Here is a 26,619-nt window from a genome sequence, read left to right on the forward strand (position 1 = left end):
TCATGCAGGACGCCGACACGCCGTAAATCCGTCCATGGAGGCTCGTATCGCGCATCCCTGCGCTCAACGGTCGGCTAACCTGCATTGACCTCCACCCGCCTCAAGCTCAGGTGTTGCGGTGGTGAACGCAGTTTTAGGCACTTGAAAGCAAGGCAGGATGACGCTACCGTTGTTGCCAAAATGTAAAACAGGGAAGATGAGCGTTTGATGTATATCGGACTACCGCAATGGCAACATCCAGCCTGGAACCGTATCGGCCTGCGCGATCTGGCAGACTACAGCCGCTACTTCAACTGCGTGGAAGGTAACACCACCTTCTATGCCCTGCCAAAGGCGGAAATTGTGCATCGCTGGCGCGATATGACCGGCGATGATTTCCGTTTTTGCTTTAAATTCCCGTCAGCGATCAGCCATAAAGCAGCACTGCGTGGCTGTGAGGCCGATATCAAGGCATTTTATGACTGCCTGCGCCCCCTCGAAGGGCGTATCGGACAACTGTGGCTGCAGTTGCCCGCCGCCTTTGCACCCGAGCATCTGGGTGTTCTGTGGGCATTTCTTGATGCCTTACCGCCGGAGTTCACCTACGGAGTCGAGGTCCGTCATCTGGAATTTTTCGCCAAGGGTGACGCAGAGCGCCAACTGAATCAGGGTTTGCACCAACGCGGCATTAACCGGACCATCCTCGATAGCCGCCCGCTGCACCATGCCAAACCGCACAGCCCAGCGATCCGCGATGCGCAGCAGAAAAAGCCCAAGCTGCCGGTACATGCAGTGATAACGGCTGACAACCCGTTGATCCGCTTTATCGGCGGTGACGTGCTGGCGGACAATCAGCGCTGGTTTGATTCATGGCAACAGAGGCTGCCTGACTGGGCGCAACAACATCAGCCTTATCTGTTTATTCACACGCCAGATAACAGCGATTCTCCTCAGCAGGCACAGAAAATCTGGCAAGGGCTACACGGCATAATTCCGAATTTAGCGATGCCTCCGGACTGGCCTGAGCAAGAAGCCTTGTTTTAACCTATTAATCTGATGGGTCCTATCGGATATTTCCTCGCGACAGCCGCGAGGATGGCAGTTATGATGCTCGTTGCCAGATTTGGTTACGAATGGAGTTAAGAATGGTAAGCGCGCTCTATGTGGTGCTTGGCGCATTGTTGTTGATCAAACTCTCTTTTGACGTGGTCAGGTTGAGAATGCAGTACCGGGTTGCCTACGGTGACGGTGGGTTCTACGAGCTGCAAACCGCGATCCGCGTACACGGTAACGCCGTGGAGTACATACCGATCGCCGCCATCCTGTTGGTGATCATGGAGATGAACGGTGCTGAAGTCTGGATGGTGCATCTGTGTGGTTTGCTGCTGATGGCAGGCCGGCTGGTTCACTACTACGGTTTACGTAACCGTGAAGTCCGCTGGCGCCGTTCGGGTATGGCGGCTACCTATCTTTCTTTGATACTGATGGTGATAGCCAATATCGTTTATCTGCCGTGGGACATTATCTTTAGTTTACACTGATATCCCCTCTGTTCAGGCGGCCACGCCGCCTGCTTCTGCCTGCGCCGCTTTTCTGTTAGTATACGCCCCTTCGAATTCTGACCTGATTTGCCGCTATGCCAAACCGCGATACTCTTTTTTCCGCCCCGATCGCCAAACTGGGCGACTGGACCTTCGACGAGCGCGTTGCTGAAGTCTTCCCAGACATGATCCAGCGCTCCGTTCCGGGCTACTCCAATATCATTTCGATGATTGGCATGCTGGCCGAACGTTTTGTCCAGCCGCACAGCCGGGTGTATGACCTGGGGTGCTCGCTCGGCGCGGCCACGCTATCGATGCGCAGGAACATCAGCGTCGAAGGTTGTCAGATTATTGCGGTCGATAATTCCCCCGCGATGGTAGAGCGCTGCCGCCGCCATCTTGATGCTTTTCGCGCCGATACGCCCGTCGACGTCATTGAGGCGGACATTTTAGACATTACCATCGAAAATGCCTCGATGGTGGTGTTGAACTTCACCCTACAGTTTCTTGAACCGGCTGACCGGCTGCGCCTGCTCGAACAGGTTTATCGTGGGCTACGTCCGGGCGGTGCCTTGGTGCTGTCAGAGAAATTCAGCTTTGAGGATGCGGACGTCGGTGAACTGTTGTTCAACATGCACCATGATTTCAAACGCGCCAACGGCTACAGCGAATTGGAAATCAGCCAAAAGCGTAGCATGCTGGAAAACGTGATGCTGACCGATTCGGTCGAAGCGCATAAAGCGCGCCTTCGGCAAGCCGGTTTTGAACATGCAGAAGTCTGGTTCCAATGCTTCAACTTCGGCTCATTGATCGCCCTGAAATCAGGAGAAACCGCATGATCGAGTTTGGAGACTTCTACCAGCGCATCGCCAAAAGCCCGCTGAGCCACTGGCTGGATACGCTGCCGGCCCAAATCACCGCTTGGCAGCGCGAATCGCTGCATGGCAAGTTCAAGCAGTGGTTCAATTCGGTAGAGCACCTGCCTTCCCTGACGCCGACCCAGTTGGATTTATTGCATGGCGTACGTGCCGAGATGGAACAACCGCTGTCACCTGGCCAGCTCGAAGGCATTGAGAAAATGCTGCGTACGCTGATGCCGTGGCGTAAAGGGCCGTTCTCGCTTTACGGCATTGATATCGATACCGAATGGCATTCCGACTGGAAGTGGGATCGCGTGCTGCCGCATATTTCCCCGCTGGCTGGCCGTACCATCCTGGATGTGGGTTGCGGCAGCGGTTACCATCTGTGGCGCATGGTCGGTGCTGGAGCACATCTGGCGGTCGGTATCGATCCAATGCAGCTGTTCCTGTGCCAGTTCGAAGCGGTGCGAAAACTGCTGGGTGGCGATCAACGCGCCCATGTGTTGCCGCTGGGTATCGAACAACTGCCCGAGTTGGCCGCTTTCGACACCGTTTTCTCGATGGGCGTGCTCTATCACCGCCGTTCCCCGCTGGATCACCTGTATCAGTTGAAGAACCAGCTGGTTTCCGAGGGCGAGCTAGTGTTGGAAACGCTGGTCGTGCCAGGCGATCGCCATCAGGTATTGGTGCCGGGCGACCGCTACGCGCAGATGCGTAACGTCTACTTTATTCCGTCTGCCGAAGCGCTGAAGTGCTGGCTGGAAAAATGCGGATTTGTCGACGTCAGCATTGCCGATATCTGCCCAACCAGCACCGAAGAGCAGCGCCGCACCGACTGGATGACCAGCGAGTCACTGGCCGAGTTCCTCGATCCCCAGGATCCAACCAAAACGATTGAAGGTTACCCGGCACCGATCCGCGCCGTGCTGATCGCCAAAAAACCGTAAGCCATAACCAACTCATTATGTAAGGGTGTAGCAATGCTACGCCCTTTTAGTTGCCACCGTTATTTTCTCAAAGCCTGTAGCAGATCCTTTTCAAACACCCCGCTGGATGAACATTCGAAGGGCTTGACCTTATCGTTACCATCCGCAGCCACCAGCCCCGCAACGCCATTGACTTGCACCATCACGTTAGTCCCTTCTCCAGCGCTAAAAGTCTGCACCAGGATCCGGTAGGTAACATTCAGATTAGATGGCCCTGGCTGGTCTGAACAAGTCAGATACAGGCTGGCCAGTTCAGCGTCATTGCCCGTCGCACCAACGATCCCCAGATGCGGATCGACAACCGTGGCCACTAACCCTTTCTGCGCAAAAATTTCCTCAGTACGGGTTAACAGCTCATCTGGCTTACGGTTGCCTATCAAGGTGGGCTTCGCACCAGCAGTCGGCTCGCCAGCGGCAGTTTCAGCCGCACTGCCGGGCTGGTTACCGGTTTTAGTTGGCCCATACACCGAGACGCAACCACTCAATGCCAAGGCCAGCAAAATAAATAAATGTCTCATCACTCACCTGTAATACAGCGTTGCGCAGGCCGTTAACGACATGACAAGGCCGACAATCAGTAAATAACGCATCTCCCCCTCCTCCGTTAACGATAATAAGCCGCAACACAGCCCGATAATGAACAACAAACCAGCATTAACCACACAACATAAACTCTCATGTATCCTCCTGACCAAAAGCGGTTGAACTTGTTTAGTAACAGCACCATCAAACGGTATCGTCTACACATCAACGTGTCGCCTCCTGTCATGTGTGTCAGCGCTGGCAATACAATCGTGGGGAAATCCTATCGAGGCTCAGCGTTGAAGACTGAACGCTTTTAGTAGACTGGAAAAACTCAACAAATTCATAAGGATGATTAATGCGAGGTGTTGACAGACTGTTGATGGCATTGCTGACCATAATGACCGGCATAGGGATTGCCGTCATATTCAATATCGGCGGCACCGTGCAAATACTCTCGGCCATTTGTCACTGGGTGGAGAGTCTGCGATAAGCGACAACAGCCGGTTACATTTTATCAACATTTAAACTTAAGGCAGTGGCTCATCGTTAACTAAAGTTAAAGTGTTGGTATCGCGCCAACACCAGAGAAGTATGAACCTGTTTGCCCTGAGCACCTCTACCCTGTTCAGGGCTTTTTTTGCGCACAAATGCAAAAAGCCCCGAATATTCGGGGCTTCAAACCAGGCTCACAACGTTGGACCATTGCTAAACGCTCTCAGCATACGGCTCCCTACGATCTCATTCGACAGGAGTCAGCATGGCCAACGCGTTCTTCATCGCCTCTACCGTTTCCCCGTCCACGCAGTAGTGGCTGAATTCGTCAAACTCATTGTCGGCACACATGGTGACACCCGCCTTGCGGTAACGCATGGTGGAAGGCACCGTATGCCCAGCCGAGCTATGCAACTCCTGAATACCGATATCCACAAACTTATGCATATTGCTCAAACGGACACCGGCACCGGCCATGATCACCGGACCGTTGCTGGCATGCACCAAGTCGCGTAACAGCGGTAAGCCCAACTCGGCATTCTGCTGCTGCCCAGAGGTCAGAATGCGCGCCACGCCGAGCTGCGTCAGTTGTTCCAGCGCCACCATCGGGTTTTGACACATATCGAACGCGCGATGGAAGGTCACCGCCATATTACCGCTTAATTTCATCACCTCGCGCATCCGCGCAAGATCGATATGCCCTTCATCGTCCAACATGCCGATGACCACACCGGCAAAACCCATCTCGCGGATTTGCGCCACGTCGTTCTTCATAATCTCGAAATCGACGGCGCTGTAGCAGAAATCGCCCCCGCGCGGCCGCACTATTGGATGAACGGGTATCGTTACCCGCTCCCGAGCCAGCCGCAACGATCCAAAGCTCGGCGTCAACCCGCCCTCACTCTGACTGGCACACAATTCTATGCGGTCAGCGCCCGCATGCTCTGCTGTCATGGCACAGTCGACGCTATAGCAACAAACTTCCAGCTTCATTATTGTTACCCCCAGATAACGGTCAAAAATGCTACAGCAAACGTTTACCCGCCGCCCTACAGGCCACAGGATGACAATCTGATAAAAGTCTTAATGGCACAAGGTGCTAACTATGGCACTCAATTTTGATTAATGGATCGATCGCAGTCACAGTGGCGGCGTTAAGTCGGATAAATAACGCGAACGCATCATTTTTCTCCCTGACACCCCATTCGAAATCGGCAACAAACGACACGCTACGGTTTCACCCGTTCACTGGCCACGATGTCACGAATATGATGCGGATGGAATTTGATGGTGACATTGCCATCGCTGATCGCCAAGGTCGGATTGGCCAGGCGTTCGCCCTCACCTTTAGGTGAGCTCTGCTTGAGTTTGATGCCAGGTAGCAGCAAGGCTTCGTCCGCCAGATGTTCCAGGGCGCGGGCATACAGGGTAGCGGGATCGCCGCTTAGCACCAGCTCTACATGTTCCCATCCTTCATGCGGATAGCGCTTCTCACCGGGGTATGGCAGCTCGATACAGTCAATCTGCCAAGGGCCAACCTTCAACGGCTCATGGAGATCAAACAGGCAAATCGGCCTGCCGTTAATCATCGTTTCCGAAAGTAGCGATCCGCATTGCAGTAACCCTTGCCGCCAACGATCGGCGGTGCTGTTCTGATGGCAACGCAGCGAGATATGGTCTGCGCTGAATGTTGCCAGCTCAAGATGGAGCCGTTGTGCAAACTGCTCCAGAGCCAGTTCAAAGCGAGGTAAATCCAGCGTCAGGTCGTTAAGTTCGGCGATCGATGACAAGGTAGTCATAAGTTTCTCAGGTTCTCCAGGATCTTTGGCAGGCCAATAATCTACACGTCGAATCTCCTGGAGGCTATGGATCAGAGAATAAAAACCTAGAGGATAAAGATAATGTTGCATTTGGTGCGCAACGACCTATTTAAGACCGAACTATCCTTCATGAGGAAAGAAACAATCAAGAATCTTCTTATATCGCACTCCATTAATTCGCATCAAAACCATTAAGAATGATTAATGTTTAATCGTTTTAGTTTCCACAAGGCCAATCGCTGACAATGAAACTGACACCTCAGCCAGAGTAAAATTTAACACTATGTTTTTATTCAAAAAAAATAATAATGATGCGAGAAATCCTAAACAGAGGCATTACAATTGATTAGGTGGCGTTAATAAGTTAGGTTAGGAGAGCATTTGATTTTGGATAAATAAACATGACCCTGTTAGGTATATCCCTTGTTTTAATAGCCATTGCTGGCTACGCGATTTATCGCCATTTCAAAACTCGCCAGAATAGTGTGTTACGTTCTGGCCGAGGCAATAAAAAGCGTTAAAGCGTCCATTAATCCGCTCCCATCAAACCAATGACAGCGGACGATTTGATTCACCTACTTACCTTTTTGGTCTTCACTTTTCCCTATCTTTCACCATGCCAGCCCGCGTCAACTACTGACGCGGTGCCGTCAATCGGGTACAATTGCAGGCTGTTTTGTGGTTGAGCGTCGCCTGCGATACGTGGCGTCGTCCCTGCTGGATTGCAAGTTGTGCGTCAAGGCGTTTTGCAAACCAATAGAGTAAAACCACCTTTTGATCCGGAGGGCGTACTGCACGGCCCTCGTTTGTCATTTAAGGTAACCCGGTGAATATTCAGGCTCTTCTATCAGATAAAGTCAGCCAGGCGCTGATTGCCGCAGGTGCGCCTGCCGATTGCGAAGCTCAGGTTCGTCAGTCCGCGAAAGCACAGTTTGGTGACTACCAAGCCAACGGCGTGATGTCCGTTGCCAAAACTCTTGGTATGCCGCCACGACAACTGGCAGAGAAAGTAGTCCAACTGCTTGACCTGGGTGACATCAGCAGCAAAGTGGAAATCGCCGGCCCAGGCTTTATCAATATCTTCCTGAACAGCGAATGGGTTGCCCGCCAGGCCGATGCCACCCTGGGCGCAGAGAAGCTGGGCATTGCCCCCGTTAAGCCGCAAACCATCGTGATCGACTATTCTGCGCCCAACGTGGCGAAAGAAATGCATGTGGGTCACCTGCGCTCCACCATTATTGGCGATGCCGCTGCCCGTACTCAGGAATTCCTGGGCCATAAAGTGATACGCGCCAACCATGTGGGCGACTGGGGTACCCAGTTCGGCATGCTGATCGCCTACCTGGAAAAGATGCAAAACGAGCATGCCAGCGATATGGGGCTGTCGGATCTGGAGCAATTTTACCGCGAAGCCAAGAAAAACTACGACGAAGACGAAGATTTCGCTCTGCGCGCCCGTGGTTACGTGGTCAAACTGCAAGGCGGCGACCAATACTGTCTGAAGATGTGGCGCAAGCTGGTGGATATCACCATGGCGCAGAACCAACTGACCTATAACCGTCTGAATGTCACCCTGACCGAAGATGACGTGATGGGCGAAAGCCTGTACAACGCCATGCTGCCGGGCATCGTTGCCGATCTCAAGGCGAAGGGGTTGGCGGTAGAAAGCGAAGGCGCTACCGTGGTGTTCCTGGACGAGTATAAAAATAAAGACGGCGATCCGATGGGTGTCATCATCCAGAAGAAAGACGGCGGTTACCTGTATACCACTACCGATATCGCCTGCGCCAAATACCGTTTCGAGACCCTGGGTGCCGATCGTGTTCTCTATTACATCGACTCGCGCCAGCATCAGCATCTGATGCAAGCCTGGACTATCGTGCGCAAAGCAGGTTACGTGCCAGACTCCGTCTCGCTGGAACACCACATGTTCGGCATGATGCTGGGTAAAGACGGCAAACCGTTCAAAACCCGTTCAGGCGGCACCATCAAACTTTCCGATTTGCTGGATGAAGCCGTTGAACGTGCCAGCAAACTGATTGCCGAGAAGAACCCGGACATGCCTGCCGATGAAATGCAGAACGTGGCGAACGCGGTCGGCATCGGTGCGGTGAAATATGCCGATCTGTCGAAAAGCCGCACCACGGACTACATCTTCGATTGGGATAACATGCTGACCTTCGAGGGCAACACTGCGCCGTATATGCAGTATGCCTATACCCGCGTTGCCTCGGTGTTCAAGCGTGCTGGCGTGGATGAAAGCAACCTGACGCTACCGTTGGTGATGACCGAAGAGCGTGAAGTCGCGCTGGCAACTCGCCTGCTACAGTTCGAAGAAACCCTTACCGTGGTCGCCCGTGAAGGTACACCGCACGTGATGTGTACCTATCTGTACGATCTGGCGGGGCTGTTCTCTGGCTTCTACGAGCATTGCCAGATCCTCAACGCCGAAAGCGAAGAGGCACGTCAGAGCCGCCTGAAGCTGGCCCTGCTGACCGCCAAGACGTTGAAAACCGGCCTGGATACGCTCGGGATCGAAACCGTCGAACGCATGTAACATGTAGGGACGCTGCATGTGCTCCCATCTAGCCTTTGTCATCAATCTGAAAAAGTTCTCGTTACCGACTTCTCAGGTTGCTGGCAAAGTTCTTATCTGACGGTCAGAACTTGACTCTACTAAAGCCAGTGCAAATAACGGGACTGGCTTCCATATAAAAAAACTCTCACTCATCAGTACCAATTTGAACTCATGATCCTTGATGCTAATGACACCCCAAAGGACTTCTGATATGTACAATTGATACTATCATCAGTCTTGTTCCTCCACGCTGTTGGCGCGTGTTTCAATAAGCCCAGTCGGTTTTAGCCTAATTGCTCAATATCGCAGGATATCTTAGTGTGTTTATCTTCCCCAATAGTCAGGTTGGTGGTTAGCCCGGAAAAATGCCGGGCTAGTATTGCAAAAAGTAGAATTAGAATTTATTTACAATGGCATTCCGTTAATCATTTTTAATATAATCCTATCAGTTTACGTTTGTTTGATTAGGCTCCTCTCAATTTCCCCATATGGGGTCAGACGATCCCATGTTACCTCCTACACAAGTTCCGGAACCTGTTGCTACAGAAGTACCTGGACCATAAAATCCACCAGGTAATGAACAACTATAACCTAACCCATCCATAACTCCAGCCCAAACCCCTGCGGCTCCAGTTTCCCATTGCCCACTGCCACCACCACTGCCACTAACGGATATCAATTCAATTTCATCTGTTATTTCTCTTAAAACTAAATCATGATATTTATTCATTATTTATTTCCCTTATTCGTTTAACAACAGGATTAATATTGTTACTCACATATTCCATTGCACTAAGATAAATAATATTTTTTCTATCAAAACCATTACGATAGAACTGGAAGCGTAATCCGGGTGCGCAAACCAGCAAATGAGCATTTTGCTCTATAAGTTTCTCTATATCTGCTTCAGTATCATCCCGCTCAACGAGCCAGTTGAGATTTTTTTTATTTAGATAATCCTGCAAAGCTGTAATGTATTTATCTTCTTTGTAAAAACCGAACAAACCGCCACCGGCACCTTGGATAGGAGAGCGACCAAATGTCGGACTGGGTCTGTAAATAAAGTAAATTCTTTTACTTACCATTATCATTCTCATAATTTAGTGTATTTTACTGTTCAAGTATTGATTAACAATTTCCGTGGAAAATCCATTATCCCTAACACTTAGCAATAGCTTTCTTGCCTGTTTCACCATACCAATCTCATTAAGATAAAATGAAAGCGCAGCATCAATATGTAATCCCTCTGAATGAACCATTCCCTCATGGACTTTTTTATTTTTTCTTTTATACTCTAGAATTTCTTTGATTGATATTCTACACTTGTATTTCCATTTAAATAACTCATAAATAAGTTTATAGTAAAAACTATTGCTATTATAAGGAATGATAGTATCCATTAGCTCGATCACCTCATAAAATTCGTTATCATTATCCATCATACTTAGCTTTGCTTTCGCCATCAGATCAAGGATGGAAAAGGTATAGGCTTCCATCTTTATATTTGTCATGCTTAACGGTTCTAACTCTTCACATTTTATTGCTTTCGCTAAGTCTTTATAAATTTCATCGGGTGGAATCCCCTCGAAGCAGTCTCGGTAGTAAAAGAATTTCCAGCGAAGATACAAAGGCTCTTTAGATAAGTTTTTTATATTCAGCCGTTTATTTCTATTGTATTTCCCCTTGGATTTTACAACATCATGAGTATAACCATCATGATTAATCATAATATCAACACTGATGTCAATTATCCTATTTCTGTCTTTTCGCCTTAACTCTTCGTGGACATATCCAAAATAGAAAAACTCTCCATTATTAGCAAATCCTCTTCGTATAGTATTTGATATATCACCATCATGGTTTTTAATTTTTGGACAAACCGCAATAATGTTTCTATTGTTGTTATTATTTATTTTATCAAATACTTTTGAAACTTCATGCTTTGGAGAAACAACATACTCATCTGCATCAACAAAAAAAATATAATTAGATAATGATTTGCTTATAGCAAGATTTCTTGGCTTTGAAAAACTATCTTCCCATTCCGTATAAAATATTTTAACTCCATCCACTAAATAGCCATTTAATATTCTATGCGTATTGTCTGTTGACCCTGTATCAACAACGATTATTTCTTGAAAAAGTGGAAGTAAACTGTCGATGCAGCGAGCAATACAGCGCTCTTCATTTTTGACAATAATCGCCGCGGCCACTGTCACGTTGCTTTCAAAGTCATTCATTCAAGCCTCCCTTTTACTGATCCCTATCGCCTTCCGTAGATGATATCTATTATCATTATCAATAACGCCGTGTAAAATACACCTAAAAGCGCATTTTAAAGTCAAAAACGTGATGCACTTCATGTTATTGCGTTTTTTCACTAACAATGAACACATCAGTAACAGCTATTCTGACTTATAAAATCACTATCCTTCTAACTTCAAGCTCGCCATGCTTCATAAACACATACCTAATTTAATATTGGTCAAAATACACTATTTTAAGCAAAGCGATTTAGCCCCCGGCGTGAGTCATATTCGCAGCTATTAGCTTATTTAACCCCCTGTTTTCCATCGAAGATTTAAAGTCTTCAAAAGTCTGGTTTCTACATGATCAACATAGTGTAGATGCGGGTTATTTTACCTCGGCGGTGTGCCATCTGACGCAGGAAATGGATATCACGTTGGTACCCGGCTATCGCAGACCACACAAAGGCCTAAATAACTTCCAGAAAAAGTACTTCGGGTATGACGAGGCGCGTGAGGTGTATGTGTGCCCGGCAGAAGAACTGCTGATATAGGGCATAACGGACCGCAACCGCTATCAGTATTACCGTTCAGCTCCTACAGTGTGAGCAGAGGCAGCAGTATACGCAGAACAGCAAGGCGCAGAAGAACCTGGTGCTGTTGGCGCTTCTTTATCGTCTTTATATGTGGCTGAACGAGGTTCAGGAAAAGCAGAAGGCTTCTATAGACGAGAAGACAGGTCAACTGATGTGTTTATGGAAAAATATCGTGATCGCGACCTGCGGTCGCTAAAAAAGAATAACCCCACCTGAAAAAGTAGAGTTAGTAAGCAGTCTGAGGTCGCGTTAGCGACCTTTTTTATCTGATGATTAGCGGTGGGGTATCAGTCTACCCGCCGAGCGAAGTCTCGAGGACGGAACCCGAGGATCCCCAACACCGCGAAGTAGGCAACAATCCCCGCAGCCACCACGACCGACAGACGCAGTAAGCGAGCCAGCATATTGCCCTGATCCCATTCCGGCATCAGCCACATCACGCCAAGCAGTACCGCAGCCATCACCAGCACGGCGACTACCAGCTTGAACAAGAACATCGCCCAGCCAGGCTGCGGTTGGAAAATATCCTGCTTGCGCAGTTGCCAATACAGCAGCGAAGCATTCAGACAGGCCCCCAGACCAATCGACAGCGAAAGCCCGGCATGCTTCAGTGGGCCAATAAATATCAGGTTCATCACCTGGGTCAGGATCAGCGTAATGATGGCAATCTTCACCGGGGTTTTGATGTCCTGGCGCGAGTAGAAACCCGGTGCCAGCACTTTCACCACGATCAGGCCCATCAAGCCAACCGAGTAGGCCACCAGCGCACGCTGGGTCATCGCCGCATCAAAGGCGGAGAACTTGCCGTACTGGAACAACGAGACGGTAAGCGGCTTGGCCAGGATGCCCAACGCGATGGCACTCGGTAAAGCCAGCACAAAGCACAGACGCAGGCCCCAGTCCATCAGGCGGTTATATTGTTCATGATTACCGCTGGAAAAACTCTTCGCCAAGGACGGCAGCAGGATGGTGCCCAATGCTACGCCCAGCACCCCGGACGGGAACTCCATCAGGCGGTCGGCATAATACATCCACGACACCGAGCCGGAGACCAGGAAAGAGGCAAAGATAGTGTTGATGATCAGCGAAATCTGGCTGACCGAAACCCCCAGGATTGCGGGCCCCATCTGACGCATCACGCGCCATACGCCCGCGTCATTTAGCTTCAGGCGTGGCAATACCAGCATGCCAATTTTCTTGAGGTGCGGTAATTGATACCCCAGTTGCAGCACGCCCCCCACTACCACCGCCCAGGCCAAAGCCAGCACCGGTGGATTGAAGTACGGCGCGGCAAACAACGCAAAGCCAATCATGCTGACGTTCAACAGCGTTGGCGCAAAGGCCGGAATGGAGAAACGGTTCCAGGTATTGAGGATCGCCCCCACCAGCGAGGCCAGCGAAATCAACAGGATATAAGGGAAGGTGATACGCAACAGCGACGAGGTCAGGGCAAACTTATCCGGCGTATCGGTAAACCCCGGAGCCGTAATAAAGATCACCCAGGGCGCGGCCAGCATGCCAAGCACGGTCACTACCGCCAGCACCAGCGTCAACAGGCCGGAAACGTAGGCAACAAAGGTGCGCGTTGCCTCTTCACCCTGCTGGCTTTTGTATTCCGCCAGGATCGGCACAAACGCCTGGGAGAAAGCCCCTTCCGCAAAGATGCGGCGTAAAAGGTTTGGCAGCTTGAACGCCACAAAGAAAGCATCCGTAGCCATCCCTGCCCCAAAAACGCGTGCCACGATGGCATCACGCGCAAAGCCCAGCACCCGTGAAAACATGGTCATCGAGCTAACGGCTGCCAGTGATTTAAGTAGATTCATGTGGTTTTTCTGATGAGTACGACGGGTAAATATCAACGCCTGCATCGGCAGGCGTCAGTTGAGTGGCGTTAGTCTACGGCTCCACGCCATTAATAGCTACCGCCATATGTTACATGGGGTTAACTGGCATCACGCAGCATTTTCTCGATCAATCGCTGGGCGTAAATGGCCTGTTCTCCGGCAGTTTCCGGCGCGGTCTGGTTGCTGATGGACTGAATAAAATGGTGAACTGCACCGGCAAAACCTCGTTGTTCCAGCGTGGTTTGCCAGCCTGGGGCTGGTTTCTCGAGCACGCCTTGCGGGTCTTCCCGCAGCCATTGTCGCATATCGTTCAGTTGATAGACCGCACCGTTGGTGACTGCCTGCACGCTCTCCCGTTGGCTGCCAGCACGCCGGTGCATACTGGTCGTAACGATGGTGTCACCGCAGACAAAGTGGTGTTCCGCGTAAAGCATCTCGCCCGCTTCGTTTGCGCGCAACTGGCCACTCTGCAAGCTGGCGCTACCGCCGCCTAACCACAGCGCGGTATCCACCACGTGCAGATAATCATCCAGCAGGGTGAATCGCAGGTCATTTGGCCCGACGCTATCAGCGCGGTGTTTGTCCATGCGGATCGAGGCCGGTAGCTGCATTTGCTGTTTCAACTGGCGATACAGCGGCGCAAAACGGCGGTTGAAACCCACCATCAATGCTACGCCCTGCTTTGCGGCCAGTTCGATCAGCTGTTCGCCCTGCTCCAACGTTTCCGCCAGTGGTTTATCCACATAGACGTGTACGCCCTGCGCTAACAGTTCACCCACTACCTGAAAATGGCTGGCAGTGCTGCTGTGTACGAACACCGCATCACACTGTTTCGCCAGGCTATCAAGGCGAGAGAAATAGGGCATACGATAGCTGTCGCATACCGGCTGGGCTTTTTGCTGATTCGGTGAAAAGCCGCCAACAAGCTGCCAGTCCACCGCTTGAGAAAGAATGGGCAAGTAAGCCTTTTGCGCGATACCGCCTAAACCCACTACTCCGATACGTAGTTTACTCATGTGAACCCCGCGCCAGTAGCTGCTGCACCTGCTGTTTCAATTCGGCAACTTCGGCCTCCAAACGCACCACCCGTTCAGTCAATTCACCCGCATTGGCCTCCTCAGCTTCAGCCGGAGCCGCATCGATCTGGCCGCTGAACAGGTGCATAAACCGGCTCTCACGCTTGCCTGGCTCACGCGGCAAACGCACCACGAACGGCCCATCCTCACGGGTCGTCAACTGTTGCAACACTTCTTCCACTTCGCTGACGTCGTTGAATTCATGCATCCGGTTGGTGCGGGTGCGCAGTTCACCCGGCGTCTGCGCGCCGCGTAATAACAGGGTAGCAATCACCGCCACTTCGGCCGGTGACAGTTTCAGTTGGCCGAACTCGGAGTTGCAAAAACGCTGTTCATACTTCACTACCCGATTACCAAAACCACTTAAGGTACGCAGGAAGTGCCTTCTTAACAGTAAATCAAGCTGCTGCTGGACTTCGCTTTCCGACAGGTCCATCACCGGCTCGCGGTTGGTTTTTTGATTGCAGGCCAGCGTTATGGCATTGAGGGAAAGCGGATATTGGTCAGGGGTGGTCACCTGCTTTTCCATCATGCAGCCAATCACTCGGGCTTCTTTGGCATTTAATTCATATTTCATTGGTACGGCCTCAGCGTGGTGGTTGCCACTCTTTATTGGTCAATGCGGTGAGTACATGATCCTGCCACTGTCCGTCGATCAGCAGGTAATCCTTGGCATAGCCTTCGCGTTCAAAACCGAGCCGGGTCAGCAACGCTCCGCTGCGTTGGTTATGCGGCATATAGTTGGCCATGATGCGATGCATCCGCTGTTGGCGCTGCATATAACGGATGGCCGTTTGCAACGCTTCGTACATCAGCCCCTGCCCCTGCCACTTCTCACCCAGGGAGTACCCCAGGAAGCAGGCATGGAACGATCCACGCAGCACATTGCTGAAGTTGGCGACGCCGCACACATGGAGTTCTTCCGGATCGAGCAGGATAAAATAGTAGGCACTGCCCTGCTTTTGCATTTCCGTGATCATACCCAGGCGAGCTTGCCAGCCGGAAGGGTAACAGTGGCTATCATCGCGCACCGGCTCCCAGGGCTTCAGGAACGCCCGGTTTTCGGCATAGTATTCGGCCAGGCGATAGGCATCACGTTCGTGAACTAAACGGACAACCAGCCGGTCGGTGGTAAGGCGTATTTTCGGTGATGCAGAGCGATAGCCAAACATCATTTCCCCCGCGGTCTGAACGGTTCGATAAGAAGTATTGATTGGGTCAACGTCTACGGGCCCAGGCGTTATCTCGCATGACTCATGGCAGACTATCGGCGTAAAACCGCGTATTCCCCCGGTAATATAACCGTAGCCCGCCCGGCAGGTAAGCCCCTGAGCGCTCAGTAAATCGCCAGTTAGCCGTTTTGCCCAGTTTTAAGTGTAGTTTTGCCACTCAGGTAACGTATTGACGATTAAAAAATATTATCTATCTCCCCCCTATCAGCCATCATGTATTGGGTAGAGAATAACCGGGTAGTCTTTCTCTCCTTTTAACTGCTCGTGGTGAAGCATGTCTCTGGTATCGCAAGCTCGGAGCTTGGGTAAGTATTTTTTATTGTTCGATAACCTGTTGGTGGTTTTAGGCTTTTTCGTCGTCTTCCCACTTATTTCTATTCGCTTTGTCGATCAACTTGGCTGGGCGGCCGTGGTCGTGGGGCTGGCTCTGGGATTACGCCAGCTCATTCAGCAGGGATTGGGGATCTTTGGCGGGGCAATTGCCGACCGTTTTGGCGCCAAACCGATGATCGTCACCGGTATGCTGCTGCGCGCTGCGGGCTTTGCCACCATGGCGATGGCCGATCAACCCTGGATACTGTGGTTTTCCTGCGCGCTGTCCGCTATTGGCGGCACCCTGTTCGATCCGCCCCGTACCGCGCTGGTGATCAAGCTGACCCGCCCACATGAGCGCAGCCGTTTCTATTCGCTGCTGATGATGCAAGACAGCGCCGGTGCCGTGATCGGTGCGTTAATCGGCAGTTGGCTGCTGCAGTACGATTTTCATTTCGTCTGCTGGGTGGGCGCGGGTATTTTCGTACTGGCCGCCGGTTGGAATGCCTGGCTGTTACCCAACTACCGGATCTCCACCATACGCGCACCGATGAAAGATGGCATGATGCGCGTGCTGCGCGATCGCCGCTTCCTGACCTATGTGTTGACGTTGACCGGCTATTACATGTTATCGGTACAGGTAATGTTGATGCTGCCAATCGTGGTCAACGAAATCGCCGGTTCGCCGGCGGCGGTCAAATGGATGTACGCCATAGAAGCTGCGCTATCGCTTTCATTGCTATACCCGCTGGCACGTTGGAGCGAAAAACACTTCCGGTTGGAACAACGCCTGATGGCCGGCTTGCTGCTGATGACCCTCAGCCTATTGCCTGTCGGCTTTGCCACCAGCCTGCAAGCGGTGTTTACTCTGATCTGCTGCTTCTATCTGGGATCGATCATCGCTGAACCGGCGCGTGAGACCTTGAGCGCCTCGCTGGCCGACTCACGGGCACGCGGCAGCTACATGGGCTTTAGCCGCCTGGGGTTGGCACTCGGCGGCGCATTGGGTTATACCGGCGGTGGCTGGATGTATGACACTGGCAATGCGATGGGCATGCCGGAGTTGCCCTGGTTCCTGCTGGGGCTGGTGGGCTTTATCACGCTGTTTGCCTTGTACTGGCAATTTAATCCGCGTACTGCGGCCCCCGCAATCCTCCGTGGTGGCTGATTTTTGCCCGGGCGCCTCCCTTGCGCCCAGTCTCTGGCGACCTAATCTGCCAAAGTTGCTATCCTGATAGTACAAAAAACGGCGCAGAAAGGCTTATGATGGAGCATCATCCCACAACAACCTGCGCAGCGGCCCAGACTGGCTGCTAAACCCGACAACAGGAGCAAGCATGAAACTGTTTATTTACGATCACTGCCCGTTCTGCGTAAAGGCCCGCATGATATTCGGCCTCAAGGATTTGCCGGTGCGTTTGGTGACCCTGCTAAGCGATGACGAAATCACCCCCACCAGCATGATCGGCAAGAAAATGGCGCCTATCCTGCAAAAAGACGACGGTAGCTATCTACCCGAAAGCATGGATATCGTGCATTACGTCGATAACCTGGACGGTAAACCGCTACTGACGGGGAAAACCAATCCGGCCATCGCCGCGTGGTTGCAACACACTGCCACCTACGTCAACAAACTGCTGTTACCGCGCTTTGCCAATGCCGATTTCGAAGAGTTCGCCACTGACAACGCACGCCGCTATTTCAGCGACAAAAAACAGGCTGCCAGCGGTGATTTTGCCGTGTTACTGGCCGACAGTGCCGACCTGATCGCCCAATTGGAAGAGGATCTGGCCACGCTCTCCCCGCTGATCCAGTCTTCGGAAGCGGTCAACGGCACTCTCAGTGAAGATGATATCCATCTGTTCCCGCTGTTACGCTCACTGTCGATCGTGGCCGGTGTCGCCCTGCCGGACAACGTGGAGGCTTACCGCAACCGCATGGCGCAGCGCGTTGATATTCCGTTGCTGTTCGATATGGAGCAATGATCCGCAACGGCGATAAGGGAGCCACGCGCAGATGCTAAAAATGTTTTTTGTCACCGCTCGTGACCGCGCCAGGCTGCAAGAAATCTCATCCGTACTGATCCGTTACGGTTTGCAGGACGTGATCAGGCTGCTCGGGTTAGGCAAGATGCTTGGCGGCCTGAGCAGCGGCGGCGTGGAGGTTGATAATCAGACATTGCCAGAACGTCTGCGCGCGGCTCTGGAAGCTCTGGGGCCAACCTTCGTTAAATTCGGCCAGATCCTGGCCACCCGTACCGACCTGCTGGAACAGCGCTGGACCGACGAGCTGGAGCGCCTGCATAGCCAGGCGACAACCCTACCCTGGGAAAAGCTGGCTGCGCAGATCACCGCCGACCTGGGCAGTGACCCTCAGCAGGTCTTTGCCCAATTTGATCCGATCCCGCTAGCCGCCGCCTCTATGGCGCAAATCTACCGCGCCCGCCTGCACAGTGGCGAGTCGGTGGTGGTAAAAGTGTTGCGCCCCGGATTAGCCAAAACCATTCATGCCGATCTGCGCCTGTTGGCCTATCTGGCAGAAACCGTGGAGCAACAAAGCCCGGCGCTGGCGCGTTATCGCCCGCACCAGATGGTGCAAACGCTGGCTACCGCGCTTAATCACGAGCTGGACCTGACGCATGAAGGTAATAATTGCGATCGGGTTGCGGAACACTTTGCCAAACAGCCCGACGTGGTGATCCCGAAAATTTATTGGCAGCACTCGTCAAAACGCCTGCTGGTACAACAATATCTACCCGGCATCGCGCCCGAAAATCCCCAACAATTAGCCGCCGCCGGGTTCGATGGCCCGTTGCTGGCACAGCGTGGCGCGCAGGCTTTTATGGCCATGGTGCTGGAACATCGGCTTTATCACGCCGATCCTCATCCCGGTAACGTAATGGCCCTGGGTGACAACCACGTAGGGTTTATCGATTTTGGCATGGTTGGCCAACTGTCGGAACGGCGGCGCAATCAGCTGCTGCTGTTGCTGCAGGCCATTGCGGAGCGCCAGAGCGACGGCATCGTCAATACGATGATCGCCTGGTCTGACAGCCAGGAGCTGGATCTGATCGATCTGGAACAAGCTGCGCAAAACTTTCTCGATAAGCAGGCTTCGAGCACCCTGACGCTAGGCAAGGCACTCACCGACCTGTTGGTGATGGCCCGCGAGCACCAACTACCGTTGCCTCCCGATCTGGTGTTGTTATTCAAGGCGCTGATCACCGCGGATGGCGTTTTGCACCGCTTGGATCCCGCCTTTGATATCGTTGCCACCCTGAAACCGATGCTGCGCCAGGTGATGCTCCAGCGCTATACACCCGAAGCGCTGCGCCGTCGTGCTCTATTACTGGGTGGTGAGGCGCTGGATGCCGGAGAGGAACTGCCGCAGGCCATTCGTTTGCTGATGCGCCGTTTAAAGCAGGGCAAGATCGATGCCGAAATCAACGTCAAGAACCTCAACCAGCTCAGCAAGGCTCTGGAACGTGCGGCTGTCACGCTGGCCATTGCGATCGTCACGGCGGCATTCGCACTGGGGCTGGCTCCCTATCTAATGCGTTCCACCAGCCAGCTGTGGGGAATTCCTCTGTTCCCGGCGCTTGGCGGGTTAACCTGTCTGGGAGGCGTGGTGCTGTTGGTATGGCGGCTGCGGCGATAGGTAATTTCAGCCTTATCCGACCAGGTAAAAAACCCTTTGCGCCGCGTCATCTGTTATCCTGCAAGCTGAAATTTTTCTTTGCTGGCAGTCACCTTTGGTTTGCAACAGTCAAAGTCTGCCGCATTTTCGTTTTACGAGGTTTGAATGAAGAAGATCCTGATGGGCATGGCCGCCCTGGTCGTTGCCGGTACGCTTGTCGGCTGTAACCAGCTTACCCAATACAGCGTCAGCGAGCAGGAAGTGAATAATTACCTGCAAAAACACAACGACTACCAAAAGCAGATCGGCGTGCCAGGGTTGGTTGATGCCAATATCGTGTTAACCCAGTTGCAGAGCCAGATTGGCCGCACTGAACCTAACAAGGTGACACTTTCTGGTAATGCCAAGGTCAATATCACTTCGATCCTCGGGCCACAGGCCGCCGATTTGCAGCTAACGTTGAAGGCGCAACCGGTCTACGACCGCGAAAAGGGAGCGATCTTCCTCAAAGACATGGAGTTGGTCGATTACCAGGTACAGCCGGAGAAGATGGATACGGTGATGAAGGCTTTATCGCCTTACCTGAACCAGTCGTTGAAATCGTATTTCGATCAGAAACCGGTATATGTTCTCAATGCGGATAAGAGCAAAACGGAAGCCATGGCACTCAAACTGGCTAAAGGGTTGGAAGTGAAGCCCGGTCAGTTGGTGATCCCGTTTACCGACTAATCGTTGTTAGGGGCGCAGTGCTTGCTGCGCCCTCGCTCATTTACTCTTGTTCGTCCTTCCCTTCTTCATCCTGCTCATACTCTTCTAGCTCATCACACATAGCTGCGATGGCGTGGCGAGCGATCTCTGACAAAGTACGGTAAAAACCGCTGGTGGCATGTGCTTCAACCTTACCCAGGAAGCGGCCACACCAAGGCAGCAAGAACTCGTTAAACAGCGTGATTTGCGCCTGGACCTCATCTTCCTGCGACTGATCTTCCAGCCAGGAGGCGGCCAGCAGCAGCAAACCGAAATGATCGGCTGGCGCTTCGCCTAATGGCATCCCACGCTGCTGGAGAAATACCCGCACGTCCGCTTCGCTGGCACCTTCAACGTAGGACGAACGCAGTGGTGACACACTACATTCGCTGCCGACAAACAGAGCGTTAAAATCGGCGGCCAACTGCGGATCGGTACAATGCTGTTGCAAACGAGTCAGCAGTTCGTCCTGCTCGAGCGGCCAGTGCTGTTGCAGTTTGCCCTCCTTGATCAAGGTAAACAGCGGCTCCAACAACGGATCCTGCGGCTGGCGGTAAAACAGCGTGCCCAACACCCGGCAGACAACGGAAAACTCATTCATGATAACACCCTATAAAACCAAAATTTGCCGTGACGATGTCACAGATCGGCTAATTCCGCAATTGCCGGTCTGCCACGCTGCTCAAGAAAGCTCAGGATCCGGCGCGGTGACACATTTAAAATGCGCTCCTGCGGGAAATTCACTTCTTCAATGATACGTTCGCAGTGTTCAAAGCCACCGAGAGCAAAAGCCACGTGCGAGTCTGAGCCTAATGCCAGCCAGCCGCCCGCGTCACGCACGGCGGCCGCTATCGCACGGCAGTTTGATTCACTGCCCTTGCGTGAATGAATAAACGAAGAGTTATTCAGTTCCAGGGCTACCTGATATTTGGCTGCCGCGGCGGCTATCGCCGGGATATCGACCGGATATTTGGGGTTGCCCGGATGGCTGATGATATGGACATCGCCCTGCGCCATGGCGGCAATCATCGCCTCAGTGTTGGCGGCCCGATCCTGCGGTGCAAATACCGGCTCATGGAATCCGGCAATAATCAGATCGATTTCGTTGAGCATGGGTCCGGTGCAGTCGATATCACCGGCCAGGTTTTTGATATTGGCTTCAATGCCGCGCAGAATGCCAATGCCATCCACCAGACGTGGCCACACACGCATGTTCATAAAGTGCCAGTAGTGTGGTGCATCGGCCATATCCGGCCCGTGGTCAGTGATGGCGAACAGTTTGATGCCTTTTTGTTTCGCTTCGGCGATATAGTCGTGCAGGGTGCTATAGGCATGGGTACTGGCTACGGTATGCATATGTAAATCAACGGGGTACATTCTTTCTCCTTCTTAGGCCCTCGCCAGGGTCAGCGGATGGCGGGCCGATCCTTGTTCATGATAGCAGTTAACGCAGCTATCGACATGTTAGCGGGTTGTGAAAGCATCAATAGCCACGCTGAATATCAACCAGGCCTGAAGGCTGTTCACCCGCCTCAAGCCGCAGAAGGTTGGCGCTAACCTGATCCATCGCCTGTTCCGGTAGGGTAACAGCAGCAATATGCGGTGTAATCGTGACACGAGGATGACGCCAGAAGGCATGAGCGGACGGCAAAGGTTCGTTGACGAAGACGTCAAGCATGGCGGCCGTCAGTTGTCCTTGTGCCAACATCGCCAGCAGATCGTCTTCCACCAGATGGGCACCGCGCGCAATGTTGATCAGGTAAGCGCCCGGCACCAAACGGCTAAACAACTGGCGGTTGAGGATACCCGCCGTTTCAGGCGTATTAGGCAACAAGTTGATCAGCAAGCGCGTGCCATCAAGAAACGCTGCTAGCTGAGGTTGCCCGGCAAAACTCTGTACGTGCTCAATCTGCTTGGGGCTGCGGCTCCAGCAGCGGACGTTAAAACCGAACGCCACCAGCTTTTGCGCCACGCTTTTCCCCAACACCCCAGCGCCCAGAATGCCGATAGTGAAATCGCTCTGCTGATGAGGCTCAAGCGGCAACCAGTTCTGCTGCTGTTGCTGCAACTGATACTCATCAAAACGGCGAAAATAACGCAACACGCCGGCCAACGCGTATTCATCCATCTGCTGTGCCATGCCGGTATCCTCCAGCCGGATCACCGGCACTCCCGCCGGTAGGCTGCCGGGATGCTGGCGCTCCTGTTCAAGGATGGCGTCGACGCCAGCCCCCAGGGCAAAGATCCCTTTCAGATCGCGGCGGTTGGCCAGCATCTCATAAGGTGGCCGCCATACCAGCGCGTAGTCCGCCGGACGATCATCGCCCGGTTGCCATGCCCGGATATTCGCCTGTGGTAAGCGCTTCGCCATGCCTGCCAGCCACTCTTGCGCATCAAAAAACGGGTGATAGAAAATGATATTCACTGCCGGTTCCCTTGTTGGGTGGATTTTAGCTATCCTTTCGCGCTTTGCCGCACGATGCAAGAATAAACTGACACTGGGAGGGAGGAATTATCGTGCGACAAATCAGCAGATTGCTGGAAGTTTGGCTAAACGCGCGCGGTAATGTCACAAGACTATTGACGCTGGGATCAGATTCTCCTACATTAGCGCCCGTCGACAGCGTAAAGGTTGCCGATGACAAAACGGTGAGGTGTCTGAGTGGCTGAAGGAGCACGCCTGGAAAGTGTGTATACGCGTAAGTGTATCGAGGGTTCGAACCCCTCCCTCACCGCCATCTTATAAGAAAGAGTCTGAACTTACGTTCAGACTCTTTTTTTTGCATATTCCCCAGTCTGGGAGGGGTGAGAAGCCTCGACAGGGTTCGACAAAATGGCCCGCACCGCAGGGACATTTTGGACGGCCGACCGGCCGCCCGTAGGGTGAGCTTGCGAATCAAGCCCTCCCTCACCGCCATTTTAAATGAGAAAGCCTGAATTCATATTCAGGCTTTTTTATTGCATGTACCACTCTCTGGGAGGGGGGAGAAGCCTCTACAGGGATCCCCCCCTCAAATCAGCTTGGCTTCCCTGAGTTCACTTTTCAGATAGGCGTAATAGATAGGAGCGGCAATCACGCCAGCCAGGCCGAATGCAGCCTCAAAGACCAACATCGCCAGCAAGATCTCCCAGGAGTTAGCCCTGATCTTAGTGCCGACAATGCGGGCATTGAGGAAATACTCAAACTTGTGGATCACGATCAGGTAGAGCAGCGCAATCAGTGCCACTCCGAGTGAAACCGACAGGCCAGAGATGAAAACAATGGTATTGGAGATCAGATTGCCGATCACCGGCAGCAGGCCAAAGATAAAGGTAAACACCACCAGCGTTTTCGCCAACGGGATATGGATCCCGCACAGCGGTAGCACACCAAGGATAAAGATAGCCGAGAAGAAGGTATTGATTGCCGATATTTTAACCTGAGCAAACACAATATTGCGGAACGCCTGCGATAGCAGGGAAATCCTTTTCATCAGCTCACTTTTCAGTAATGGCCGCTCCTCGCTGCTATCAATGTTATACAGTGAGACGATGGCACCGAGCACCATCCCGATCAGCATGGTCACCAGGCCATGCAGTACGCTTTTACCCATAGTCTGCAGCAGCGCTATGTGCTGTTGTAGACGGCTCAGGATCTCGTTCTTCAGTTCTGCCACACTCAACGGCAGATAGCCCGGCATATATTTTGCCACCTCTTGCTGGACATCCTGCAGGATGAACGCAATACGGGTGTTGATGCCAGAGATATTCTTCATATCCTGCATCAGATAGCCGACGATACTCCCCACAATGGCGATCAACAGGCTGACCACCAAAGTGCTGATCACTGCCACCACCAGCCATCTGGCCCGATGGCCGCCAATCACCTTCTGAAAATGTGGCGTAAGGATATTCACGATCTCGTAAACCAGAAAACCCGCCATAAAGCAGGTAAGAAGATGCAACGGCAACAGCAGCAGGATCCCCCCCATCACAAAGATGAAACTGATTATCCTGGCCTGTTTGACATTCATTATCTGCATTGTTACTCGCTTGTCCTTGAGAGGATAGGATTTTTAAGTACCTGTTTTAGTATTATGTTTTATTTAACATGCCAAACAGAACACGACAACTTAAATCACCTGGCTTCAAGGCGGGAACTCAGGCTTTCGCCTTAATAACTCTCAGGCTCTGCGGGATGACTATCCCCTAAAATATGCGGCGATTTCACAAATACCCCTTTCCACGGTATCGAGCCAGTATTAACCAGGAAATGCGCCTCGCCAGGATCACACTGCAACACATCCCCTTCACGCAGCATGTGCATCTCCCCTTCCAGATACAGGCACACTTCTCCACTGATAGTATAAAAGACTTCGCAAACCTCCTTGTGACGGTGATTTCTAAATGACTGCCCTGGCTGTAACACCACGACGCCCATATCGCACATCGGCCCACGGATCAGGTATTTGGGGCCATTGTCGCCGAAGCGATAGTCGTGATCCATTTCATTGGTCTTGATCATGATGCCTCCTTTAAAGGCCGGGAGCCTTCCACATTGAGGTCGTCAACCCGTGATCAACCAAACCAAGTTGATCCAGATACACCTCCAGCCATTTTTGACGTGCCTGTTGATAAACCTCACTGTTATCTGGGTTCGGGATATGTTCCCTATCCCAACGCACCAGGCTCTCCCCCGCATCTGCCAACGACGAATAGACCCCTACCCCCACACCAGCCGCAATAGCACATCCCAGCGCGGTAGCTTCCTTAACCACCGGGACTCGTACGGTCAGCCCGGTGACATCGGCCAGGATCTGGCTCCAGAGCGTGCCTTTTGAACCACCGCCGGCAAACACCAGCGAATCGGCTTTGACACCTGAAAACTCGGCGATTTGTTGTAGATTACAGGCCGACACGATGGCCGCGTTCTCTTCAAGGGCGCGGAACAACGTAGCTTTGTTGCACTTTTCCGGATCGATCGACAGGTTGATAAATGAGGGGGCGGCGTGATACCAGTTCTTAAAGCGCATGACATCGGAGAAGATGGGCATAATGCCATGAGCACCTGATGGTACCCGCCTGGCCATATCTTCCAGCAAGGCATAGGTATCCACGCCCAGACGTTCACCAATCAGCTTCTCCTCGGCGCAGAAGGCATCACGGAACCAGCGCATGGTCAGGCCGGTAAAAAAGCTGATGGATTCAGCCTGAGCCATTCCCGGGATCACATGCGGGTTAATGCGCACATTCATATTGGGATCGGTAACCGGCGCAGGAAGGTTCACCACCTGCTGCCAGAACGTTCCACCCAATACGGCGGTCTGTGCTGGTCTGACAATGCCAAGACCCACGCATCCCAGTTGAACATCACCTCCCCCGACAATCACCGGAGTGCCCGCCCTCAGGCCTGACAATGACGCGGCATTGGCCGTCACCGCCCCCAACGGCGTTCCCGTCTCTTTTACCGGTGAAAGGATGTCTGAGCGCAGGCCCGCCATTTCCAACAGGCCTTTTCTCCAGTCTCGTGTGACCAGATCAAGCAACCCGGTCGTCCCGGCATTTGATGGGTCGACCGCAAGTTCACCGCTGAGCATATAAGCCAGCCAGTCACTGATCATGGTGACCGCGGCCGCCTGGCGATAGATATCAGGGCGGTAATGCGCCAACCACAGCAGCCGGGGCATGGCGCTGAGTGCCAGTGTCTGCCCTGAACAACGGTAAACCTCATCTTCGAAAGTATGGTTGTGGATCTCTTTTAACTCGCTGACCTCACGCGTAGCCCGTGCATCTACGTTGGCACATGCCCAAATCGGCTGACCTTCTGCATCATAGATCACAATCCCTTCACGCATTGAACACGCAGCCACGGACGCAATCGCCTCCGGCGCAATAGCCGCCATCTTTAACGCCTGATGGATGCATTGGCAGGTGAGGTGCCAGTTTTTGGCAAGATCGAATTCCATGGAGCCCGGTACATCAGGGACCGCCAAATGTTGCCATTCGGCTTGCCCTACTGAGACTTGATTGCCTTCCAAATCAAAAATTACCGCTCTGATGCTGCCGGTACCGGCATCCAGAGCCATCAGGTATTGGCCTGATGTGGCAGGAGTACAGAGTCGAGCCATGAGTTTGTCCTCGGCTGGTATTTGAGACAGTCTGTTACATCG

General features: G+C 52.5%; 25 protein-coding genes and 1 tRNA gene. 10 read left to right on the forward strand and 16 right to left on the reverse strand.

Annotated features, from left to right (window positions below; translation table 11 throughout):
- Nucleotides 1-207: 207 nt before the first annotated feature.
- The 4 genes from KGP16_RS14785 to cmoB all read left to right on the forward strand — a co-directional run bounded on the left by KGP16_RS14785 (nucleotide 208) and on the right by cmoB (nucleotide 3,327).
- A complete protein-coding gene (locus KGP16_RS14785; protein WP_021806662.1) occupies nucleotides 208-1,023 on the forward strand; it encodes a DUF72 domain-containing protein in 816 nt (271 codons plus the stop codon).
- Nucleotides 1,024-1,124: 101 nt separating this feature from the next.
- Nucleotides 1,125-1,520 carry an MAPEG family protein gene (locus KGP16_RS14790; RefSeq protein ID WP_021806663.1) on the forward strand — a complete coding sequence of 132 codons (396 nt, stop codon included), beginning with the start codon at nucleotides 1,125-1,127 and terminating at the stop codon, nucleotides 1,518-1,520.
- Nucleotides 1,521-1,615: 95 nt separating this feature from the next.
- The gene (gene cmoA, locus KGP16_RS14795) at nucleotides 1,616-2,359 is read left to right on the forward strand and encodes a carboxy-S-adenosyl-L-methionine synthase CmoA (protein ID WP_021806664.1); all 744 of its coding nucleotides are present in this window, start codon (nucleotides 1,616-1,618) and stop codon (nucleotides 2,357-2,359) included.
- Nucleotides 2,356-3,327: a tRNA 5-methoxyuridine(34)/uridine 5-oxyacetic acid(34) synthase CmoB gene (gene cmoB, locus KGP16_RS14800; RefSeq protein WP_021181137.1), complete on the forward strand. Its 972-nt coding sequence runs from the start codon at nucleotides 2,356-2,358 to the stop codon at nucleotides 3,325-3,327. The genes cmoA and cmoB overlap by 4 nt, the downstream gene beginning before the upstream one ends.
- Nucleotides 3,328-3,386: 59 nt before the next feature.
- On the opposite strand, the gene KGP16_RS14805 is transcribed toward cmoB, so the two are convergent.
- The 3 genes from KGP16_RS14805 to KGP16_RS14815 form a co-directional block, all read right to left on the reverse strand.
- The gene (locus KGP16_RS14805; protein WP_223499908.1) at nucleotides 3,387-3,884 is read right to left on the reverse strand and encodes a hypothetical protein; all 498 of its coding nucleotides are present in this window, start codon (nucleotides 3,882-3,884) and stop codon (nucleotides 3,387-3,389) included.
- Nucleotides 3,885-4,629: 745 nt separating this feature from the next.
- Nucleotides 4,630-5,379, reverse strand: a complete 750-nt coding sequence (gene cutC / locus KGP16_RS14810) for a copper homeostasis protein CutC (protein WP_037376006.1) — start codon at nucleotides 5,377-5,379, stop codon at nucleotides 4,630-4,632.
- 233 nt (nucleotides 5,380-5,612) lie between these two features.
- The gene (locus KGP16_RS14815; RefSeq protein ID WP_223497797.1) at nucleotides 5,613-6,182 is read right to left on the reverse strand and encodes a VOC family protein; all 570 of its coding nucleotides are present in this window, start codon (nucleotides 6,180-6,182) and stop codon (nucleotides 5,613-5,615) included.
- Between the two features lie 847 nt (nucleotides 6,183-7,029).
- Here KGP16_RS14815 and argS point away from each other — a divergent pair.
- On the forward strand, nucleotides 7,030-8,760 hold the full coding sequence (gene argS / locus KGP16_RS14820; RefSeq protein ID WP_059200999.1) for an arginine--tRNA ligase: 1,731 nt from the start codon (nucleotides 7,030-7,032) through the stop codon (nucleotides 8,758-8,760).
- A 496-nt stretch (nucleotides 8,761-9,256) separates the two neighbouring features.
- On the opposite strand, the gene KGP16_RS14825 is transcribed toward argS, so the two are convergent.
- The 7 genes from KGP16_RS14825 to rimJ form a co-directional block, all read right to left on the reverse strand.
- Nucleotides 9,257-9,511 (reverse strand): hypothetical protein, encoded by a 255-nt coding sequence (locus KGP16_RS14825; protein WP_223499910.1) that lies wholly within the window; start codon nucleotides 9,509-9,511, stop codon nucleotides 9,257-9,259.
- Entirely contained in the window at nucleotides 9,504-9,866 is a 363-nt protein-coding gene (locus KGP16_RS14830; protein WP_059201000.1) for a hypothetical protein, read from the reverse strand. Before KGP16_RS14830 ends, KGP16_RS14825 begins: the two co-directional genes overlap by 8 nt.
- 15 nt (nucleotides 9,867-9,881) lie before the next feature.
- Nucleotides 9,882-11,021 carry a glycosyltransferase gene (locus KGP16_RS14835; protein WP_223499911.1) on the reverse strand — a complete coding sequence of 380 codons (1,140 nt, stop codon included), beginning with the start codon at nucleotides 11,019-11,021 and terminating at the stop codon, nucleotides 9,882-9,884.
- Nucleotides 11,022-11,910: 889 nt separating this feature from the next.
- A complete protein-coding gene (murJ, locus tag KGP16_RS14845) occupies nucleotides 11,911-13,446 on the reverse strand; it encodes a murein biosynthesis integral membrane protein MurJ (protein WP_037376007.1) in 1,536 nt (511 codons plus the stop codon).
- Between the two features lie 119 nt (nucleotides 13,447-13,565).
- Nucleotides 13,566-14,483 carry a Gfo/Idh/MocA family protein gene (locus KGP16_RS14850; protein WP_223499912.1) on the reverse strand — a complete coding sequence of 306 codons (918 nt, stop codon included), beginning with the start codon at nucleotides 14,481-14,483 and terminating at the stop codon, nucleotides 13,566-13,568.
- Nucleotides 14,476-15,120: a YceH family protein gene (locus tag KGP16_RS14855; protein WP_024486701.1), complete on the reverse strand. Its 645-nt coding sequence runs from the start codon at nucleotides 15,118-15,120 to the stop codon at nucleotides 14,476-14,478. The genes KGP16_RS14850 and KGP16_RS14855 overlap by 8 nt, the downstream gene beginning before the upstream one ends.
- A gap of 10 nt (nucleotides 15,121-15,130) precedes the next feature.
- Nucleotides 15,131-15,715, reverse strand: coding sequence for a ribosomal protein S5-alanine N-acetyltransferase (gene rimJ / locus KGP16_RS14860; protein ID WP_021181129.1), 585 nt, complete (start codon nucleotides 15,713-15,715; stop codon nucleotides 15,131-15,133).
- A gap of 334 nt (nucleotides 15,716-16,049) precedes the next feature.
- Between rimJ and mdtH the strand changes: the two genes are divergently transcribed.
- From mdtH to KGP16_RS14880, 4 genes are all read left to right on the forward strand, one after another.
- On the forward strand, nucleotides 16,050-17,255 hold the full coding sequence (mdtH, locus tag KGP16_RS14865) for a multidrug efflux MFS transporter MdtH (protein WP_021806673.1): 1,206 nt from the start codon (nucleotides 16,050-16,052) through the stop codon (nucleotides 17,253-17,255).
- Nucleotides 17,256-17,424: 169 nt separating this feature from the next.
- Nucleotides 17,425-18,072 carry a glutaredoxin 2 gene (gene grxB / locus KGP16_RS14870; RefSeq protein ID WP_021806674.1) on the forward strand — a complete coding sequence of 216 codons (648 nt, stop codon included), beginning with the start codon at nucleotides 17,425-17,427 and terminating at the stop codon, nucleotides 18,070-18,072.
- A 31-nt stretch (nucleotides 18,073-18,103) separates the two neighbouring features.
- The gene (locus KGP16_RS14875; RefSeq protein ID WP_223499913.1) at nucleotides 18,104-19,744 is read left to right on the forward strand and encodes an AarF/ABC1/UbiB kinase family protein; all 1,641 of its coding nucleotides are present in this window, start codon (nucleotides 18,104-18,106) and stop codon (nucleotides 19,742-19,744) included.
- A 144-nt stretch (nucleotides 19,745-19,888) separates the two neighbouring features.
- Nucleotides 19,889-20,452, forward strand: coding sequence for a lipoprotein (locus KGP16_RS14880; protein ID WP_024486936.1), 564 nt, complete (start codon nucleotides 19,889-19,891; stop codon nucleotides 20,450-20,452).
- A 40-nt stretch (nucleotides 20,453-20,492) separates the two neighbouring features.
- Here the strand turns inward: KGP16_RS14880 and KGP16_RS14885 are convergent, their stop codons facing one another.
- The 3 genes from KGP16_RS14885 to ghrA all read right to left on the reverse strand — a co-directional run bounded on the left by KGP16_RS14885 (nucleotide 20,493) and on the right by ghrA (nucleotide 22,895).
- On the reverse strand, nucleotides 20,493-21,071 hold the full coding sequence (locus KGP16_RS14885) for a molecular chaperone (protein ID WP_094981368.1): 579 nt from the start codon (nucleotides 21,069-21,071) through the stop codon (nucleotides 20,493-20,495).
- 38 nt (nucleotides 21,072-21,109) lie between these two features.
- Complete coding sequence (locus KGP16_RS14890; RefSeq protein WP_021806677.1) at nucleotides 21,110-21,847, reverse strand: phosphatase; 738 nt, start codon at nucleotides 21,845-21,847, stop codon at nucleotides 21,110-21,112.
- Nucleotides 21,848-21,953: 106 nt separating this feature from the next.
- Nucleotides 21,954-22,895 carry a glyoxylate/hydroxypyruvate reductase GhrA gene (ghrA, locus tag KGP16_RS14895; protein ID WP_021806678.1) on the reverse strand — a complete coding sequence of 314 codons (942 nt, stop codon included), beginning with the start codon at nucleotides 22,893-22,895 and terminating at the stop codon, nucleotides 21,954-21,956.
- 223 nt (nucleotides 22,896-23,118) lie between these two features.
- Here ghrA and KGP16_RS14900 point away from each other — a divergent pair.
- Nucleotides 23,119-23,208, forward strand: a tRNA-Ser gene (locus tag KGP16_RS14900).
- Between the two features lie 273 nt (nucleotides 23,209-23,481).
- Here the strand turns inward: KGP16_RS14900 and KGP16_RS14905 are convergent.
- From KGP16_RS14905 to lsrK, 3 genes are all read right to left on the reverse strand, one after another.
- A complete protein-coding gene (locus KGP16_RS14905; protein ID WP_094981369.1) occupies nucleotides 23,482-24,492 on the reverse strand; it encodes an AI-2E family transporter in 1,011 nt (336 codons plus the stop codon).
- Nucleotides 24,493-24,623: 131 nt separating this feature from the next.
- The gene (locus KGP16_RS14910) at nucleotides 24,624-24,974 is read right to left on the reverse strand and encodes a cupin domain-containing protein (RefSeq protein WP_115158819.1); all 351 of its coding nucleotides are present in this window, start codon (nucleotides 24,972-24,974) and stop codon (nucleotides 24,624-24,626) included.
- A 10-nt stretch (nucleotides 24,975-24,984) separates the two neighbouring features.
- Nucleotides 24,985-26,577 (reverse strand): autoinducer-2 kinase, encoded by a 1,593-nt coding sequence (lsrK, locus tag KGP16_RS14915; protein ID WP_223499915.1) that lies wholly within the window; start codon nucleotides 26,575-26,577, stop codon nucleotides 24,985-24,987.
- Nucleotides 26,578-26,619 lie beyond the last annotated feature (42 nt).

This window comes from Serratia sp. JSRIV006 (assembly GCF_019968685.1).
Taxonomy (GTDB): Bacteria; Pseudomonadota; Gammaproteobacteria; order Enterobacterales; family Enterobacteriaceae; genus Chania; species Chania fonticola_B.